Here is a 17668-nt window from a genome sequence, read left to right on the forward strand (position 1 = left end):
GAGCCTACCGGCGGCCCACGGCGGGGCCGAGTGCTCCCGACCGGGTCGGACGGGGCGGGCTCAGCGCAGCAGCGGGGCGAGGGTGTCCGCGCCGACCTTGACGATGAGCGCGGCCACCACCATGAGGTAGACCACGCGGATGAAGCCGGTGCCGCGGGCGATCGCCATGCGGGCCCCCACGTAGCCGCCCACGAGGTTGGCCGCGCCGAGCAGCAGCCCCAGGCCCAGCACCGCGTGCCCCGAGGGCACGAAGTACGCGAGCGCGCCGAGGTTGGTCGCGAGGTTGACCACCTTCGCCTGTGCCGAGGCGTGCAGGAAGTCGAACTTGAGCAGCAGGACCAGCCCCAGGATGAGGAACGTGCCCGTGCCGGGGCCGAGGACGCCGTCGTAGAAGCCCACCGCCGCGCCGAGCGCCACGGCCCGGGCCAGCGCGGTGCTCCGCCGCGGTCCCACGCCGGCGACCTGCCCGAGGCCCGGGCGCACGGCCGTGAACACGGCGACGGCGATCAACGCCACCAGGATCACGGGCCGGATCACGCCGGCCGGCAGATGCGCGGCCACCACGGCCCCGCCCAGGGCCGCCGCGAAGGCGACGGCGGCCATCGGCAGTGCGGTGGACAGATCCTGCCGCAGGCGCCGCCGGTAGGTGAGCGCCGACGTCGCCGTGCCGAACACCGAGCCGAGCTTGTTGGTGGCCAGGGCCTGGATCGGGCTCAGCCCGGGCACCAGCAGCAGGGCCGGCAGCTGCAGGAGCCCGCCCCCGCCCACGACGGCGTCGATCCAGCCCGCCGCGAAGCCCGCGGCGAGCACGAGGACGAGCAGCCCGGCGGTCAGCTCGACGGCGCCGAACCACTCAGCGCCCGTCGCGCACCTCCGCGAGCACCGCCGCGACGGCCCCGTCCACGGGCACGGGGCGCGCCTCGCCGGTGGCACGGTCCTTGAGCTCGAGCTCGCCGTCCGCCAGGCCGCGGCCGATCACCACGGTGGTGGGCACGCCGATGAGCTCGGCGTCCTTGAACTTCACGCCCGGGCTGACCTTCGGACGGTCGTCCACGAGCACGGTCAGGCCCTCGGCCTCGAGGCCCGCGGCGAGGGTCTCGGCGGCGGCGAGGCCGTCCTCGCCCTTCGTGGCGACGACGACGTGCACGTCCGCCGGGGCCACCGCGCGCGGCCACGCCAGGCCCTTGTCGTCGTGGTAGCGCTCGGCGATCGCGGCGACGGCGCGCGTGATGCCGATGCCGTAGGAGCCCATGGTCACCACGACCTGCTTGCCGTGGACGTCGAGGACCTTCAGGTCGAGGGCCTCGGCGTACTTGCGGCCGAGCTGGAAGATGTGGCCCATCTCCATGCCGCGGCGGGTGTGCAGCGGGCCGGAGCCGTCGGGGGCCTCGTCGCCCTCACGCACCGCGGTGGCCTCGAGCACGCCGTCCCACGTGAAGTCGCGGCCGGCCACGAGGCCGAACACGTGGCGCTGGTCCGCGTTCGCGCCGGTGATCCACGCCGTGCCGGGGGCGATGCGCGGGTCCACGAAGAAGGGCAGGCCCGAGACGGAGTCCTCCGCGCCGAGCACCGGGGTGCCCTCGACCGCGTCGACGGCCGCGGGGCCGATGTAGCCCTTCACCAGGGCCGGGTGCGCGGCCAGGTCCGCGGCGGTCGCGGCCTCGAGCGTGGGCTCGCCGACCACCCCGAGTGCCGGGCCCACGGAGGCCTCGAGACGCTTGAGGTCCACCTCCCGGTCGCCGGGCACGCCCACGACGAACGGGCGGCGCTCACCGCCGTCCACCACCGCGGTGACCACGACGCACTTGAGCGTGTCCGCGGCGGTCCACGGCTCGCCCTCGCGCGGGGCCAGCTGGTTGGCGACGTCCACGAGCGCGGCGATGGTGGTGGAGACCGGGGTGTCCTTGACCTCGGCGGCGGGCAGGGCCGCCATGGCGGCCTCGTCCAGCGGGGCGGGGGCCACCGTGGTGACGGCCTCGACGTTGGCCCGGTAGCCGCCGTCGGATTCGACGAAGGTGTCCTCGCCCACCTCGGTCGGGTGCAGGAACTCCTCGGAGCGGGAGCCGCCCATCGCACCGGAGGTGGCCCGCACCGGCACGACCTCGAGGCCGAGGCGGTCGAAGATCCGCAGGTAGGCGGCCCGGTGGGCCTCGTACGCGGCGTCCAGGCCGGCGTCGTCCACCGTGAAGGAGTAGGAGTCCTTCATGATGAACTCGCGCCCGCGCAGCAGGCCGGCGCGCGGGCGGGCCTCGTCCCGGTACTTGGTCTGGATCTGGTACAGGTACGCGGGCAGGTCCTTGTACGAGGAGTACAGGTCCTTCACCAGGAGCGTGAACATCTCCTCGTGCGTGGGGGCCAGGAGGTAGTCGTTGCCCCGGCGGTCCTGCAGGCGGAACAGCCCGTCGCCGTACTCGTCCCAGCGCCCCGTGGCCTCGTAGGGCTCCCGCGGCAGCAGCGCCGGGAAGTGCACCTCCTGGGCGCCGATCGCGTCCATCTCCTCGCGCACGATCCGCTCCACCTGGGCCAGCACCTTCAGGCCCAGCGGCAGCCACGAGTAGATGCCCGGGGCCGCGCGACGGATGTACCCGGCACGGACGAGGAGCCTGTGGCTCGCCACCTCGGCCTCCGCCGGGTCGTCGCGCAGGGTGCGCAGGAACAGGGTGGACATGCGCAGGGGCATGACGGGGCCTCCTCGGACGGGCTCGCGCGGTCGGGGGCGGCGCGCGGGACGGGACGACGCCGGCACGGGGGTGCCCGGCGTCCTGACCGCCGATCCTATCGCCCGCGCAGGTCCGCCGGGTCAGTACAGGACAGTCGCGAACGTGCCGCGCCGCTCGAACCCCACGCGCTCGTACGTGCGCAGCGCGGGGGTGTTGTACGCGTTGACGTAGAGGCTGACCACGGGCGCCTGGAGGCGCACGTAGTCCACGACGGCGGCCATCGCCGACGCCGCCAGCCCTCGGCCCCGCGCGGCGGGGGCCATCCACACGCCCTGGATCTGGGCGCACCGGGAGGAGAGCAGCCCGATGTCCGCCTTGAAGCGCAGCGGGCCGCCCGCGTCGCGCGGGCCCGGGTCGATGAAGACGCGCCCGGCGTGGATCAGCCGCTCGACGCGGTCCCGGTACTGGGCCGCGCCGCCGGCGAACGGGGAGAAGCCGAGCTCCTCCTCGAACATCGCCGCGCTGGCCGGCAGGACGCGCGCGAAGTCGCGTGGCTGCGCCTGCACCACGTACGGGTTCGGGTCGATCCCCCCGGCCGCGCCCAGCACGAGCAGCGGCTGGTCGGCGCGCACGGACCGGGACCGGTGGCCCGCGGCGGCGAGGGCCTCGCCGGCGGCCAGCACGGGACCGGCCGGGCCGTAGATCGACCCGTACCGGCGGCGCAGCGCGGCGGCCGCCGCGCCGAGCGCCTCCGCGTCGCCCGGCGCCCAGCCGGCGTCCGGGGCCTCGGACGCGGCGACCGGCACCACGTTCGAGCCGATCCAGACGGCCGCGCGCAGCGCGCCGGCGCCCGGGGCGTCGTCGTCGATCCCGAGGAACAGGGTGCCCGCCGCTCCCCCGCGCGGGCCGGCCAGGCGGCCCGCCTCGAGCAGGGAGTCCACGAACACGTTGGACACGGGGGCACGGGCGGACAGGGCCGCGAGCGCGGCGGTGTCCGCGTCGGTCAGCAGGCGGACGCGGTCACCCGTGGCGGCCCGGACCTCCCGGTCAGTGGACGGAGACCACCGGGGCACCGGCGGCAGCCTGGTCACCGCCGTCCTCCCCCAGGTCCATCTCACCGGCGATCCGGTTGGCCTCCTCGATGAGGGTCTCCACGATCTGGTCCTCGGGCACGGTGCGGATGACCTCGCCCTTGACGAAGATCTGGCCCTTGCCGTTGCCGGAGGCGACGCCGAGGTCGGCCTCGCGGGCCTCGCCCGGCCCGTTGACGACGCAGCCCATGACGGCCACCCGCAGCGGGACCTCGAGGTCCTGGAGGCCCTCGGTGACCTGCTCGGCCAGCGTGTACACGTCCACCTGGGCGCGGCCGCACGAGGGGCAGGAGACGATCTCGAGCTTGCGCTCACGCAGGTTCAGGGACTGCAGGATCTGCAGGCCCACCTTGACCTCCTCGACCGGCGGCGCGGAGAGGGAGACGCGGATGGTGTCGCCGATGCCCTGGCCGAGCAGGTAGCCGAAGGCGGTGGCGGACTTGATGGTGCCCTGGAAGGCCGGGCCGGCCTCGGTGACCCCGAGGTGCAGCGGCCAGTCACCCTGCTCGGCGAGCAGCTCGTAGGCGCGGGCCATGATCACCGGGTCGTTGTGCTTGACGGAGATCTTGAAGTCCTTGAAGCCGTGCTCCTCGAAGAGGGAGGCCTCCCAGACGGCGGACTCGACGAGGGCCTCCGGGGTGGCCTTGCCGTACTTCTGCAGCAGGCGCGGGTCCAGGGAGCCGGCGTTGACGCCGATGCGGAGGGAGGTGCCGTGGTCCGAGGCGGCCTGCGCGATCTCCTTGACCTTGTCGTCGAACTTCTTGATGTTGCCCGGGTTCACGCGCACGGCGCCGCAGCCGGCCTCGATCGCCGCGAACACGTACTTCGGCTGGAAGTGGATGTCCGCGATCACGGGGATGGTGGACTGCTGGGCGATGACCTTGAGGGCCTCGGCGTCCTTGTCCGTGGGGCAGGCCACGCGGACGATGTCGCAGCCGGCGGCCGTGAGCTCGGCGATCTGCTGCAGGGTCGCGCCGATGTCGTGCGTCTTGGTGGTGGTCATCGACTGCACCGAGACGGGGTGCTGCGAGCCGACGCCCACCGAGCCCACCTGGATCTGCCGGGTGGTGCGGCGCGGGGCCAGCACGGGCGGCGGGGCGGACGGCATTCCAAGGCTGACGGGCACGGGGGCGCTCCTCATGGGTTCTCGGGGTCGACGGCGCGGGGCCGCCGGGTTCTCCGGTCCATCCTAGGCGCGCGGGCGCCCCGGGGCGCGGGGCGACCGCCCACGGCGAACGGGCCGGGCTCAGAACAGCCGGACCGGCTCCACGATGTCCGCCACGATCAGGATGACGCCCATGAGCAGCATCGCCGCGCCCACCGCGTAGGTCAGCGGCAGCATGCGGGCCAGGTCGAACGGCCCCGGGTCCGGGCGGCCCGTGATCCGGGCCCAGCCGCGGCGCACCGCCTCCCACAGGGCGCCGGCCACGTGGCCGCCGTCGAGCGGGAGCAGCGGGATGAGGTTGAACACCATGAGCGCCACGTTCACGCCCGCCAGCAGGGACAGCAGCAGGGCGGCCTTGTCCGTCAGCGTGGCCTCCTCGAGCGCCGCCGCCTCCCCGGCGATCCGGCCGACTCCCACCACGGACATCGGGCCGTCCGGGTCGCGCTCGGCCGGGGTCACCACGGCGACGGCGGTGTCCCACAGCCGCTGCGGCAGCACGAGGACGACGTCGACGACGCCCCGCACCTGCTGGGCCACGAGCGGGCCGGCGTCGAGCGGGGTGCCGCGGACCGTCTCGAGCTGCGCGCCCATGCCGATGAACCCGACCTCGTGGGTCGCCACGGTCCCGTCCGGGGCCCGCTCGGGCCGGCCCAGCGCGTCCGTCACGGGCCGTTCCGTCAGGCGCGGGGTCAGGGTGGCGCTCATCCGCTCGCCGTCGCGCTCCCACTCGATCCGGGTGGGCTGTCCGGCGCGGTCCCGGATCGCGGCGGAGAGGGCGTCCCAGTCGGAGACCGGCCGCCCGTCGAAGGCGAGCACGGTGTCGCCGGGGCGCAGTCCCGCCTCGTGGGCGGGCGCGGCGGGATCGCCCGGGCGGCAGTCCTCTGTCCCGCCGGAGGCGGCGCGGGCCTGCTGCTCCTGCATCGTGACCACGCACCGGTAGACCTCGGCGACGGTGGTGCTGGGCTGCGAGGTGCCCACCGTGGTGACCAGCAGGGCGGTGGCGCCCAGCGCGATGAGCAGGTTCATGAACGGCCCGCCGAGCATGATCACCACCCGCTTCCACACCGGCAGGGCGAGGAAGCGGCGGTGCTCGTCGCCGGGGCGGACCTCCTCGGCGGCCTGGGCCCGCGCGTCGTCGGCCATGCGGCCCAGCTGCTGGACGAAGCCCGTGGACGCCGCGCGGGGCGTCTGCCCGGGCCGCGGCGGGGGCAGCATCCCGATCATCGCGACGTAGCCGCCCAGCGGCACGGCCTTGAACCCGTACTCCGTCTCGCCGCGGCGCCACGAGACGAGCGTCGGGCCGAAGCCGATCATGTACTGCGTGACGCGCACGCCGAAGAGCTTGGCCGGGACGAGGTGGCCGATCTCGTGCAGGGCGATCGAGACCGCCAGGCCCAGCGCGACCGCGAGGACGCCCGCGACGTACCAGAGGATCTCCACGACGGTCACCAGCGGGCCCGCGCCGCACGGCGCGCCCAGGCCTCGGCGGCGAGCACGGCATCCACGGTGAGCCCCGTCGGCGCGGGGTCGTGGCCGGCCGCGGCGAGCACGTGCTCGGGGGCATAGTCGGCGACGACGGCGCGGACCGTGTCCACGATCCCGTCGAAGGGCAGGGCGCCGGCGTGGAAGGCGTCCACGGACTCCTCGTTGGCGGCGTTGAACACGGCCATGTGGGTGGGCGAGGCGGCCGCCGCCTCCTTCGCGGCCCGTACCGCGGGGAAGGCCTCCTCGTCGAGGGGCTCGAACGTCCAGGTGGCCGCCCGCGTCCAGTCGCAGGCCGGGGCCGCGCCCGGGAGACGGCGCGGCCAGCACAGCCCCAGGGCGATGGGCAGGCGCATGTCCGGCGGGGAGGCCTGGGCGAGCGTGGACCCGTCGACGAACTCGACCATCGAGTGGACCACGGACTGCGGGTGGACCACGACGTCGATCCGGTCCAGGGGCACGTCGAACAGCAGGTGGGCCTCGATCACCTCGAGGGCCTTGTTCACGAGGGAGGCGGAGTTGGTGGTGACGACGCGGCCCATGTCCCACGTGGGGTGGGCGAGGGCCTGGGCGGGCGTGACGGCGTGCAGGGCGGCGCGGTCCAGGCCGCGGAACGGCCCGCCCGAGGCCGTGAGCACGAGGCGGCGGACCTCGTCCGCCGTGCCCCCGCGCAGCGCCTGCGCGAGCGCGGAGTGCTCGGAGTCCACCGGCACGAGCTGGCCCGGCGCCGCGGCCGCCTTCACGAGGGCCCCGCCGACGATGAGCGACTCCTTGTTGGCCAGGGCCAGGCGGTGGCCGGCGTGCAGGGCGGCGAGGGTGGGCCGCAGGCCGATCGAGCCCGTGATCCCGTTGAGCACGGTGTCGGCGCCGGGCCACGCGGCGATCTGCTCGGCGGCGCACGGGCCGGTGAACAGCACGGGTCGGGGGGACGGGCGCCCGAGGCGGGCGGCGGCGTCGGCGAGGGCGGCGCGCAGCTCCTCCTCCCCCGCCGCGGCGGAGCCCACCGCCTCGACCTCGAAGCGCACGGCCTGCTCGGCCAGCAGGGTCGTGTTCGCCCCGCCCGCGAGCGCGACGGCCCGGAGCCGGGCGGGGTCCTGGGCGATCACGTCGAGGCCCTGGGTGCCGATCGAGCCCGTGGAGCCGATCAGGGCGACGGCGCGCGGGGCGCCGTCGTCGTCCGCCGGGGCGGGGGCGGGCAGCGTGTAGTCGGTGAGGGATCCGTGCGTCACCCCGCCATGATGCCAGTCGGGCCTGGACACGGACGGGGGGCCGGCCGGACGGACGCCGCACCCCGACGTCCCGCCCCGCCGGCCCCCGTGGGACCGGGTCAGCCGCGGATCAGTGCTGCACCGGCTTCTCGGCGCCGATGCCGGTGAGGGAGCGGACCTCCATCTCGGCCTGCTTGTCGGGGTCCTCGGCGCGCGACGAGGTCACCGAGCCGAGCCAGCCGAGGAAGAAGGCCAGCGGGATGGAGACGATGCCCGGGTTCTTCAGCGGGAACACCGCGAAGTCCGCGCCCGGGATCATCGAGGTCGGCGTCCCGGACATCACCGGGGACAGGACGATCAGGATGATCGCGGAGAGCAGTCCGCCGTACATCGACCACACCGCGCCGCGGGTGGTGAAGCGCCGCCAGAACAGGGAGTAGAGGATGGTCGGCAGGTTCGCCGAGGCCGCCACCGCGAAGGCGAGCGCCACGAGGAACGCCACGTTCTGGCCCTGGGCGGCGATGCCGCCGACGATCGCCAGGACGCCGATCACCACCACGGTGATCTTGCCGATCCGCACCTCCTCCTGCGGGGTGAGCGGGTGCTTGGCGATCACGGAGCCGTACACGTCGTGGGCGAAGGACGCCGCCGCCGTGATGGCCAGGCCCGCGACCACCGCGAGGATGGTGGCGAACGCGACCGCCGAGATCAGGCCCAGCAGGATGGAGCCGCCGAGCTCGAACGCCAGGAGCGGGGCCGCGGAGTTCTGCCCGCCGGGCGCGGCCAGGATGCGCTCGGGGCCGATCAGCGCGCCGGCACCGTAGCCCAGCACGAGGGTGAACAGGTAGAACGCGCCGATGAGGACGATGGCCCACACCACGGACTTGCGCGCCTCCTTGGCGGTGGGCACCGTGTAGAACCGCATGAGCACGTGCGGCAGGCCGGCGGTGCCGAGCACGAGCGCGATGCCCAGGGACACGAAGTCGAGGCGGGTCAGCGCGCTGGCGCCGTACTGCAGGCCCGGCTCGAGGATCGCCTCGCCCTTCGGGTTCATCTCGACGGCGGCCCCCAGCATGGCGTTGAAGTCGAAGCCGAACAGGGCCAGTGACCACACGGTCATGATCCCCGCGCCGGCGATCAGCAGGATCGCCTTGATGATCTGCACGTAGGTGGTGCCCTTCATGCCGCCGATCAGCACGTAGACGATCATCAGCACGCCCACGATCACGATCACGAGGGCCTGGCCGGCCCGGTCGTTGATGTTCAGCAGCAGGGACACCAGGCCGCCGGCGCCGGCCATCTGGGCCAGGAGGTAGAAGAGGCAGACGGCCATGGTGCCGAAGGCGGCGGCGATGCGCACGGGACGCTGCTGCAGGCGGAAGGACAGCACGTCCGCCATGGTGAACTTGCCGGTGTTGCGCAGCAGCTCGGCCACCAGCAGCAGGGCCACGAGCCACGCCACGAGGAAGCCGATCGAGTAGAGGAAGCCGTCGTAGCCGTAGAGGGCGATCGCGCCCACGATGCCCAGGAACGAGGCCGCGGAGAGGTAGTCACCCGCGATGGCCGTGCCGTTCTGGGTGCCGGAGAAGCCGCGGCCGCCGGCGTAGTAGTCGGCCGAGGACGCGTTCGTCTTGGACGCGCGGATCACGATCACGAGGGTGACCACCACGAAGGCGACGAAGATGCCGATGTTCACGGCGGGGTTGCCGACCGTCTGCGGGGCGGCCTGGAGCAGGGGGGTGAGCGCGCTCATCGCGTGGCCTCCGGGTTCTCGTGGGCGCCGGCGGCCTCGCGCTCGAGGCGCTCACGCAGCGCGGTGGCGCGGGGGTCCAGGGTCCGGTTGGAGAAACGGACGTAGGCGAAGGTGATCAGGAACGTGGTGACGAACTGGAGCAGGCCGAGGATCAGGCCGAGGGTGATGTTGCCGCCGAGGCGGATCGCCATGAACTCGGGGAAGAACGCGCCGACGATCACGAACACCAGGTACCAGACGAAGAACGCCACGGTCATGGGGAAGGCGAAGGATCGGTGGGTGCGCCGGAGCTCGATGAACTCCTCGGACTGCTGCGCGGCGCGGAACTGCGCGGCCGTGGGGACCGGCGCCGTGGGCTCGCTGGATGACATGGGCCCTCCGGGGGTGCGTAGGACGGATCAGTGTGAGACAGATCACTGTGATGACAACCACACTCTGGCGGGCGGAGGGGTGCGCCGTCAAGCGCGCCCCGGGGCCGTGCGCCCGTGTGACAGCCCCGGGGCGCAGCCGTGCGGACGCGGACGCGCCCCGACGGCACGGGGCCGCCGGGGCGCGGAGCCGCCGAGGAGCCGGTCAGGCGCTCGCCGGCCGGGGCGCGTCCGCGCGGCGCAGGACCGCGCGGGCCTGGGCGAGGACCACCTCGTCGACCATCGCCCCGTCCAGCTCGAAGGCCCCGTGTCGGCCCTCGGCCGCGGCGAGGACGCGCCGGGCGCGTTCGACGGCCTCCGGGGCGGGCGTGTAGGCGGAGCGCACGACGGGCACCTGGCGCGGGTGCAGGCACACGGTCGCGGTGCAGCCCAGGGCGACGGCGTCCTCGGCCTCGGCGGCCAGCCCGGCCTCGTCGCCGAGGTCCAGGTGGACGGCGTCCCATGCGGCCGCGCCGTGGGCGGCCGCCGCCAGCAGCACCGTCGCGCGGGCGTGCTGGACCACGGAGCGGTAGGCGCCCTCGGGGGTGCGGGAGGAGCTGCCGCCCATCGACGCCACGAGGTCCTCGGCGCCCCACATCAGCGCACCCACGTGCGGGTGGGCGGCCAGGTCGGCGGCGGCGAGGATCCCGGCCGCGGTCTCGCATAGGGCGACGACGCGGGTCTGCGGGCCGAGGGCGGCGACGACCCCGTCCACCTGCGCGGCGGACTCGGCCTTGGCGAGCATGAGCGTGCGCCAGCCCGTCCCGGCGAGCATGGCCAGGTCGGCGTCGTGGTCCGCGGTGCCCGCGGGGTTCACGCGGACCACCACGCGGTCCTCGTCCAGCGGGCCGCCGTCGACCCCGCCCGTCGCCCGCCCCGCCCAGGCCGCCGCGACGGCGTCCCGCGCGGTGGGCCGGGCGTCCGGGGTGACGGCGTCCTCGAGGTCGAGGATCACCGCGTCCGCGCGCTCGAGCGCCGTGGCGTACCGCTCGGGGCGGTCCGCCGGGGTGAACATGACGGCCGGTCCGAGGGTCAGCGCGCTCATGCCCGCTCCCCCGTGCCTGCGGCGTCGGCGGCCTTCGCCTTGGCCTCCGCGTGCGCCTGCGCGGTCCACATCAGACAGGTGCGCTGGGCGCGGACGACGACGTCGCCGTGCTGGTTCTCCCCCGTCATCGCGAACGTGACGATCCGCTGCCCCGGCCGCGAGGAGGACTCGCGGATTGCGGTGACCTCGGAGCGCCCGTAGAGCGTGTCCCCGTGGAAGACCGGCTTCGGGAACGCGATCTCCCCCAGGCCGAGCTGGGCCACGAGCGTGCCCTGTGTGGTCTGCCCGACGGCGAGGCCCACCAGGGTGGACAGCGTCAGCATCGAGTTGACCAGCGGTCGGCCGAACGGCTGGTCCGCCGCGTACGCGTGGTCCAGGTGCAGGGCCTGCGGGTTCATGGTGAGGGTGGTGAACAGGACGTTGTCCGCCTCGGTGAGCGTGCGGCCGGGCCGGTGCAGGTAGACCTGACCGACCGCCAGCTCGTCCGCGTAGCGGCCCCGCTGCTCGATCTCGACGCGCTCCGTCACGTCAGAGGCCCAGCTCGCGGGCGATCAGCATGAGCTGCACCTCGGTGGTGCCCTCGCCGACCTCGAGGATCTTGGAGTCGCGGTAGTGACGGGCCACGAGGGTCTCGTTCATGAAGCCGTAGCCGCCGAACACCTGGGTGGCGTCCCGGGCGTTGTCCATGGCGGCCTCGCCGGCGATCAGCTTGGCCATGGCGGCCTCGGTCTTGAACGGCTTGCCGGCCAGCATCTTCTGGGCGGCCTCGTAGTAGGCCAGGCGGGCGGCGTGCGCGCGGGCCTGCATGCGGGCGATCTTGAAGGACACGGCCTGGAACTGCCCGATCTTCTGGCCGAACGAGGTCCGCTGCTTGGCGTAGGCGACCGACTCGTCCACGCAGCCCTGGGCCGCGCCGGTGGCCAGGGCCGCGATGGCGATACGGCCCTCGTCGAGGATCTCGAGGAAGTGGGCGAAGCCGCGGCCGCGGGCGCCCAGCAGGTTCTCCTCCGGCACGCGCACGTCCGAGAAGTGCAGGGCGTGGGTGTCCGAGGAGTTCCAGCCGACCTTGTCGTAGGCCTTGGCCACGGAGAAGCCCTCGGTGCCGGCGGGCACGAGGATCGTGGAGATCTCCTTGGCGGGGCGGCCGTCGTGGCCGGTCCTGCCCTCCACGGTGCCGGTCACGGCGGTGACGGTGACGAGCGAGGTGATGTCCGTGCCGGAGTTGGTGATGAACTCCTTGGCGCCGTTGATGCGCCACTGGCCGTCCTCGAGCGCGGCGGTGGTCTGGGTGCCGCCGGCGTCGGAGCCCGCGCCCGGCTCGGTGAGGCCGAAGCCGGCCAGGTGCGTGCCGGCCACGAGGTCCGGCAGCCAGCGCTGCTTCTGCTCCTCGGTGCCGAACTTCAGCAGCGGCATGGCGCCCAGGGAGACGCCGGCCTCGAGGGTGATGGCCACGGACTGGTTGACGCGGCCGAGCTGCTCGAGGGCCAGGGCCAGGGCGAAGTAGTCGCCGCCCATGCCGCCGTACTCCTCGGGGAACGGGAGGCCGAACAGGCCCATCTCGCCCATCTGGGCCACGATCTCGTACGGGAACTCGTGCTGGGCGTCCAGCTCGGCGGAGACCGGGGCCACGACCTCGTCGGCGAACTCGCGGACGGTGTCGGAGAGGACCTGGTAGTCCTCCTCGAGGGCGGGCAGGGTGCGGTGCTTGGTGCTCATGGTCCTCTCCTGTTCTCAGGTGTTCTCTGCGGGTGCTGCGTGCTCGGTGGGCTCGACGACGGCGATCAACGCCTGCGCGGCCACGGCGTCGCCCTCGGCGACGTGGACGGTCACGACGCCGGCGACGGCGGCCGTGACGGGGTGCTCCATCTTCATGGCCTCGACCACCGCCAGCTCCTGGCCCGCGGCCACGGTGTCCCCGGTGGCCACGGACACGGCGACGACGGTGCCCGGCATGGGCGTGCGGGCCTCGGGGGACGCTGCGCCGGCCGGGGCACGACGCGCGGCCGCGGCCGCGCGGGCGGCCTCGACCACCTCGGCCCGGGTGAGGCGGCGGACCTGCCACGCGGCGCCGTCGCGGTGCAGCCACGCTGAGCGCGGGTCCCGCGGGTCACCGGCCAGGAGGTTGACGCCCGCCAGGCCTCCGGCGTCCTCGTCCACCTCGGCGTCGGCGGCGGGGGCGGTGAGGATGCGGTCCTCGTCCCCGACCCGGACGCGCATCCCGGGCTGCGGGGCGCCCGCGCCGCGCCAGCCGTCCGCCCGGGCCCACGCGGTGCCGGCCGCGCGGTGCTCGGCGGCGGCCGCGTCCTCGGACACGTCGGCCAGGGCCTCGGCCGCGAGCGCGGCGAGGTCCTCGGGCAGCGCGGGGGCGGTCCACGCCTCGAGGCCGTCGATCAGCTCGGTGGTGAGCCGGCCGGTCCGCACGTCCTCGCGGGCCGCGAGCTCGCGCAGCCAGCCCAGGTTGGAGCGGACGCCGAACAGCACGGTGTCCGCGAGCGCGGCGTCGAGCCGGTCCAGGGCCTCGGCGCGGTCGGCGCCACGGGCGATGAGCTTGGCGATCATCGGGTCGTAGAAGCCGGTGATCTCGGGCTGTGCGCCGTCGACGTCCACGGGGTCCACGGCGCCGGCGGCGGGGCCAGTCTGCGGTCCGGAGCCGAACGCGCGCTCCTCGGCCGGCCGGGAGGGCAGCAGGAGGGTGTCGACGCGGACGCCCTCGCCGGCGGGCTCGCGCCAGCGCAGCACCGGCCCGGTGGAGGGCAGGAAGCCGTTCGCGGGGTCCTCCGCGTAGACGCGGGCCTCGACGGCGGCGCCGTCGAGGGTCACGTCCTCCTGGGCGAAGCCGAGCGGCCCCCCCGCGGCGATGCGCAGCTGCAGCTCCACGAAGTCCAGGCGCTGTCCGCGCACCCGGACGACCTCCTCGGAGACCGGGTGCTCCACCTGCAGGCGGGTGTTCATCTCCATGAAGAAGAACTCGTCCGGGTTCTCGTCCGAGACGAGGAACTCGACGGTGCCGGCACCGCGGTAGCCCACGGACACGGCCGCGTCCACGGCGGCCCGGCCCAGGCGCTCGCGGAGCTCGGCCCCGTGCGCCAGCCCGGTCAGCAGGGGCGCGGGGGCCTCCTCGATCACCTTCTGGTGGCGGCGCTGCAGGGAGCACTCGCGCTCGCCCAGGTGCACGGTGGCGCCGTGGGCGTCCGCGAACACCTGCACCTCGATGTGCCGGGGCGCGGTGATGAGCCGCTCGAGCAGCAGGGTGTCGTCGCCGAACGCGGAGCGCGCCGTGCGCCGGGCCGAGGCGAGGGCGCCGGGCAGCTCCTCGGCGGCGCGCACGGCCACCATGCCCTTGCCGCCGCCGCCCGCGGAGGGCTTGATCAGCAGCGGGAAGCCGACGCGCTCGGCCTCGGCCGTGATCTGCTCGTCGGTGAGCGTGGGGTCCTGGATGCCGGGGACCACCGGCACGTCGTACGCGGCCACGGTCTCCTTGGCGCGGATCTTGTCCGCCATCGCGTCGAGCGAGGCCACGGGCGGGCCCACGAACACGATGCCGGCCGCGTCCAGCGCGCGGGCGAAGTCGGCGTTCTCGGACAGGAAGCCGTAGCCGGGGTGCACGGCCTGGGCGCCGGTGCGGCGCGCGGCGTCGACGACGGCGTCGATGTCCAGGTAGGACTCGCGGGCCGGAGCCGGGCCGAGGCGGACCGCCGTGTCCGCCTCGCGGACGTGCCGCGCGTCGGCGTCGGCGTCGGAGTGCACGGCCACCGAGCGGATGCCGAGGCGGCGCAGGGTGCGGATGACGCGCACGGCGATCTCGCCGCGGTTGGCCACCAGCACGGTGTCGAACAGGGGCGTCCCCTGGGCGTGGTTCTCGGTCACGGGTGCCTCACATGCGGAACAGGCCGAACCGGGAGTCCGGCAGCGGGGAACGGGAGATGACGTCGAGGGCCAGGGAGAGCACCCGGCGGGTCTGGCCGGGGGTGATCACTCCGTCGTCCCAGAGGCGGGCGGTGGAGTACAGGGGGCTGCCCTGGTCCTCGTACTGCCGGCGGACCGGCGCCTGGAAGGCCTCGACCTCCTCGGGGGACATCGGCTCCTCCCCCGCGGCGGCCCGCTGGTCCTGCTTGATCTGCGTGAGCACGGAGGAGGCCTGCGGGCCGCCCATCACGGAGATGCGCGCGTTCGGCCACATCCACAGGAAGCGGGGTGAGTAGGCGCGGCCGCACATCGCGTAGTTGCCGGCGCCGAACGAGCCGCCGATCACCACGGTCAGCTTGGGCACGCGGGCGGTCGCGACGGCGGTGACCATCTTGGCGCCGTCGCGCGCGATGCCGCCGGCCTCCGCGTCCCGACCCACCATGAAGCCGGAGATGTTCTGCAGGAACAGCAGCGGGATGCCGCGCTGGTCGCACAGTTCGATGAAGTGCGCGCCCTTGCGGGCGGAGTCTCCGAACAGGATGCCGTTGTTGGCGAGGACGCCCACGGGGTGGCCGTCGATCCGCGCGAACGCGGTGACCAGGGTGGTGCCGTAGAGGGGCTTGAACTCGTGGACGGAGCCGCCGTCCACGAGGCGGTCGATCACCTCGCGCACGTCGTAGGGGGTGTTCACGTCCACGGGCACGACGCTGGTCAGTTCGGCCGGGTCCTTGGCGGGCTCCGCGGCGGGGGCGACCTCCCAGGCCGGCGCCTCGGCCGGGGGCAGGGTGGCCACGATGTCCCGGAGGATCTGCATGGCGTGCAGGTCGTCGTCCGCCAGGTGGTCCGCGACGCCGGAGCGCTCGGCGTGCAGCCGGCCGCCGCCGAGGTCCTCGGGCGAGACGTCCTCCCCGATCGCGGCCTTCACGAGCGGGGGGCCGCCGAGGAAGATGGTGCCCTGCTCGCGCACGATCACGGTCTCGTCCGACATGGCCGGCACGTACGCGCCGCCCGCCGTGGAGGAGCCGCACACCGCGGCCAGCTGCGGGATGCGCTGCGAGGAGAGCAGCGCCTGGTTCCGGAAGATGCGGCCGAAGTGCTCGCGGTCCGGGAAGACCTCGTCCTGGCGGGGCAGGAACGCGCCGCCGGAGTCCACGAGGTAGATGCACGGCAGGCGGTTCTCCAGGGCGATCTCCTGGGCCCGCAGGTGCTTCTTCACCGTCATGGGGTAGTAGGTGCCGCCCTTCACGGTGGCGTCGTTGCCGACCACCATCACGAGGCGGCCATGGACCAGGCCGATGCCCGCCACGACGCCCGCGGCGGGGCTGTCCCCGTCGTACAGGCCGTGCGCGGCCAGCGCGCCGACCTCGAGGAAGGGCGAGCCCTCGTCGAGCAGCGCGTCGATGCGGTCCCGCACCAGCAGCTTGCCGCGGCCGGTGTGGCGCTCGCGCGAACGCTCGGGCCCGCCGAGCGACGTGCGGGCGACGAGGTCGGCGAGCTCCTGCTCCAGCCGGGCGTGGCCGGCCGCGTTGCGCTCGGCCACGGTGGGCGCGGACTGCGCGGCCGGGGCCGGGGTGCTGGCGGTCATGAGACCCCCTTCAGTGAATGACGACTAACTGAACCGAGCCTCAGTGTAGTGACGATCGTCACTGACGTCGACCGGGCGCCCGGCGCGCCTCGTCCCGTCCTACAGTGGATCCCATGCCCGCCGTCGATCCCGCGTCCCCCACCGCCCCGGCGACCCCGCCGACCGCCCGGGAGGCCGCCAAGGCCCGACGCCGGGTGGACCTGCTCGCGGCCGCGGCGCGACTGTTCGCGGCCCGGGGCTTCGACGCGGTCCGCCTCGAGGACATCGGCGCCGCGGTCGGGATCAGCGGCCCCGCCATCTACCGCCACTTCGCCGGCAAGGCCGCCGTGCTCACGGCGATCCTCGACACGGCCTCGCAGGACCTGCTGGACGGCGGGCTGGCCGCCGAGGCGCAGCACGCGCCGGGGGCGGAGACCCTGCGGGCCCTCATCGGTTTCCAGGCGGACTTCGCCCTCGCCCAGCGCGACGTGATCCGTGTGCAGGACCGCGACATGTCCGCCCTGCCCGACGGCGCGCGCACGGCCATCACGCGCACCCAGCGCGCCTACATCGACGTGTGGGCGCGCCAGCTGCAGGTCGTCCACCCCCACGAGGACCAGGCCACCGCCGTGTTCCGCGCCCAGGCCGTGCTGGGCCTGCTCAACTCCACCCCCCGCTCGGTGCGGCGCACCGCGGCCGACCGCGCGGCTCGCCGCGCGACCCTCGTGGCCATGGCCTGGGCCGCGGCCACGGCCCCCGGGCCGCTGCCCGGCGGGGACTGAGCGGGCGGCACCGGCCCGGCGGGCCGGCGTCGTGCCCGGTGATACGGTGGCCGGTACCCGCGACGGCGACGCCGTCGAACCCCGCCCCGAGAGGTCCACCGCCGTGCTTCTTCGTGACGTCCGACCCGAGGATCTGGACGAGTTCTTCCTCCACCAGCAGGACGAGCAGGCCAACCTGATGTCCGCCTTCGCCCCCCGCAACCCCCGGGACCGCGGTGTCTTCGACTACCACTGGGCCCACCTGCTCGGGGACGAGGACACCGTCGTGCGGACCATCGAGCACGAGGGCCGCGCCGTGGGTGCGCTCGTGTGCACCCAGCAGGACGGCGTGGGCGAGCTGTCCTTCTGGACCGCGCAGGACTACTGGGGCCTGGGGCTGACGACCGCGGCCGTGGACCGGTTCCTGGAGGAGCACACCGCCCGCCCGCTGCGGGCGCACGTGCCCGAGGACAATGTGGGCTCCGTGAAGGTGCTCTCCCGCCGCGGCTTCGAGACCGTCGGCGAGGAGAAGGTCTTCTCCAACGCCCGTGCCGAGGTCATCACCGAGCTCGTGATGGAGCTGCCCGCCGCCGACTGAGCGCGCCCCGCGGCCCCCGCCGTGCCGG

At 74.4% G+C, this 17668-nt stretch carries 15 protein-coding genes; 2 read left to right on the plus strand and 13 right to left on the minus strand.

What is annotated here, in order from left to right:
* Positions 1-60: 60 nt before the first annotated feature.
* The 13 genes from G6R13_RS01805 to G6R13_RS01865 form a co-directional block, all read right to left on the minus strand.
* A complete protein-coding gene (locus G6R13_RS01805; protein WP_179288550.1) occupies positions 61-810 on the minus strand; it encodes a TSUP family transporter in 750 nt (249 codons plus the stop codon).
* A 43-nt stretch (positions 811-853) separates the two neighbouring features.
* Entirely contained in the window at positions 854-2680 is a 1827-nt protein-coding gene (locus tag G6R13_RS01810) for a proline--tRNA ligase (protein ID WP_144918993.1), read from the minus strand.
* 120 nt (positions 2681-2800) lie between these two features.
* On the minus strand, positions 2801-3733 hold the full coding sequence (locus tag G6R13_RS01815; protein WP_123243996.1) for a GNAT family N-acetyltransferase: 933 nt from the start codon (positions 3731-3733) through the stop codon (positions 2801-2803).
* Positions 3708-4892 carry a flavodoxin-dependent (E)-4-hydroxy-3-methylbut-2-enyl-diphosphate synthase gene (ispG, locus tag G6R13_RS01820; RefSeq protein ID WP_061866731.1) on the minus strand — a complete coding sequence of 395 codons (1185 nt, stop codon included), beginning with the start codon at positions 4890-4892 and terminating at the stop codon, positions 3708-3710. The genes G6R13_RS01815 and ispG overlap by 26 nt, the downstream gene beginning before the upstream one ends.
* Positions 4893-4997: 105 nt before the next feature.
* Complete coding sequence (locus G6R13_RS01825; protein WP_061866732.1) at positions 4998-6365, minus strand: site-2 protease family protein; 1368 nt, start codon at positions 6363-6365, stop codon at positions 4998-5000.
* On the minus strand, positions 6362-7597 hold the full coding sequence (dxr, locus tag G6R13_RS01830; protein WP_061866743.1) for a 1-deoxy-D-xylulose-5-phosphate reductoisomerase: 1236 nt from the start codon (positions 7595-7597) through the stop codon (positions 6362-6364). The genes G6R13_RS01825 and dxr overlap by 4 nt, the downstream gene beginning before the upstream one ends.
* A gap of 139 nt (positions 7598-7736) precedes the next feature.
* Positions 7737-9359 carry a cation/acetate symporter ActP gene (locus tag G6R13_RS01835; RefSeq protein WP_041104224.1) on the minus strand — a complete coding sequence of 541 codons (1623 nt, stop codon included), beginning with the start codon at positions 9357-9359 and terminating at the stop codon, positions 7737-7739.
* A complete protein-coding gene (locus tag G6R13_RS01840; RefSeq protein WP_041104222.1) occupies positions 9356-9730 on the minus strand; it encodes a DUF485 domain-containing protein in 375 nt (124 codons plus the stop codon). The genes G6R13_RS01835 and G6R13_RS01840 overlap by 4 nt, the downstream gene beginning before the upstream one ends.
* A gap of 202 nt (positions 9731-9932) precedes the next feature.
* Positions 9933-10811 carry a CoA ester lyase gene (locus tag G6R13_RS01845; RefSeq protein WP_044658614.1) on the minus strand — a complete coding sequence of 293 codons (879 nt, stop codon included), beginning with the start codon at positions 10809-10811 and terminating at the stop codon, positions 9933-9935.
* Positions 10808-11338: a MaoC family dehydratase gene (locus G6R13_RS01850; RefSeq protein WP_041104218.1), complete on the minus strand. Its 531-nt coding sequence runs from the start codon at positions 11336-11338 to the stop codon at positions 10808-10810. The genes G6R13_RS01845 and G6R13_RS01850 overlap by 4 nt, the downstream gene beginning before the upstream one ends.
* Before the next feature lies 1 nt (position 11339).
* On the minus strand, positions 11340-12527 hold the full coding sequence (locus G6R13_RS01855; RefSeq protein ID WP_041104216.1) for an acyl-CoA dehydrogenase family protein: 1188 nt from the start codon (positions 12525-12527) through the stop codon (positions 11340-11342).
* A 15-nt stretch (positions 12528-12542) separates the two neighbouring features.
* Positions 12543-14678, minus strand: coding sequence for a biotin carboxylase N-terminal domain-containing protein (locus G6R13_RS01860; RefSeq protein WP_061866733.1), 2136 nt, complete (start codon positions 14676-14678; stop codon positions 12543-12545).
* A 7-nt stretch (positions 14679-14685) separates the two neighbouring features.
* Positions 14686-16302: a carboxyl transferase domain-containing protein gene (locus tag G6R13_RS01865; protein ID WP_081374413.1), complete on the minus strand. Its 1617-nt coding sequence runs from the start codon at positions 16300-16302 to the stop codon at positions 14686-14688.
* 113 nt (positions 16303-16415) lie between these two features.
* Between G6R13_RS01865 and G6R13_RS01870 the strand changes: the two genes are divergently transcribed.
* Positions 16416-17063: a TetR/AcrR family transcriptional regulator gene (locus G6R13_RS01870; protein ID WP_061866734.1), complete on the plus strand. Its 648-nt coding sequence runs from the start codon at positions 16416-16418 to the stop codon at positions 17061-17063.
* A gap of 103 nt (positions 17064-17166) precedes the next feature.
* Positions 17167-17640: a GNAT family N-acetyltransferase gene (locus G6R13_RS01875; RefSeq protein WP_051995227.1), complete on the plus strand. Its 474-nt coding sequence runs from the start codon at positions 17167-17169 to the stop codon at positions 17638-17640.
* The last annotated feature ends 28 nt before the right edge of the window (positions 17641-17668 follow it).

This window comes from Micrococcus sp. Alg238-R198 (assembly GCF_900537135.1).
Lineage (GTDB): Bacteria > Actinomycetota > Actinomycetes > Actinomycetales > Micrococcaceae > Micrococcus > Micrococcus luteus.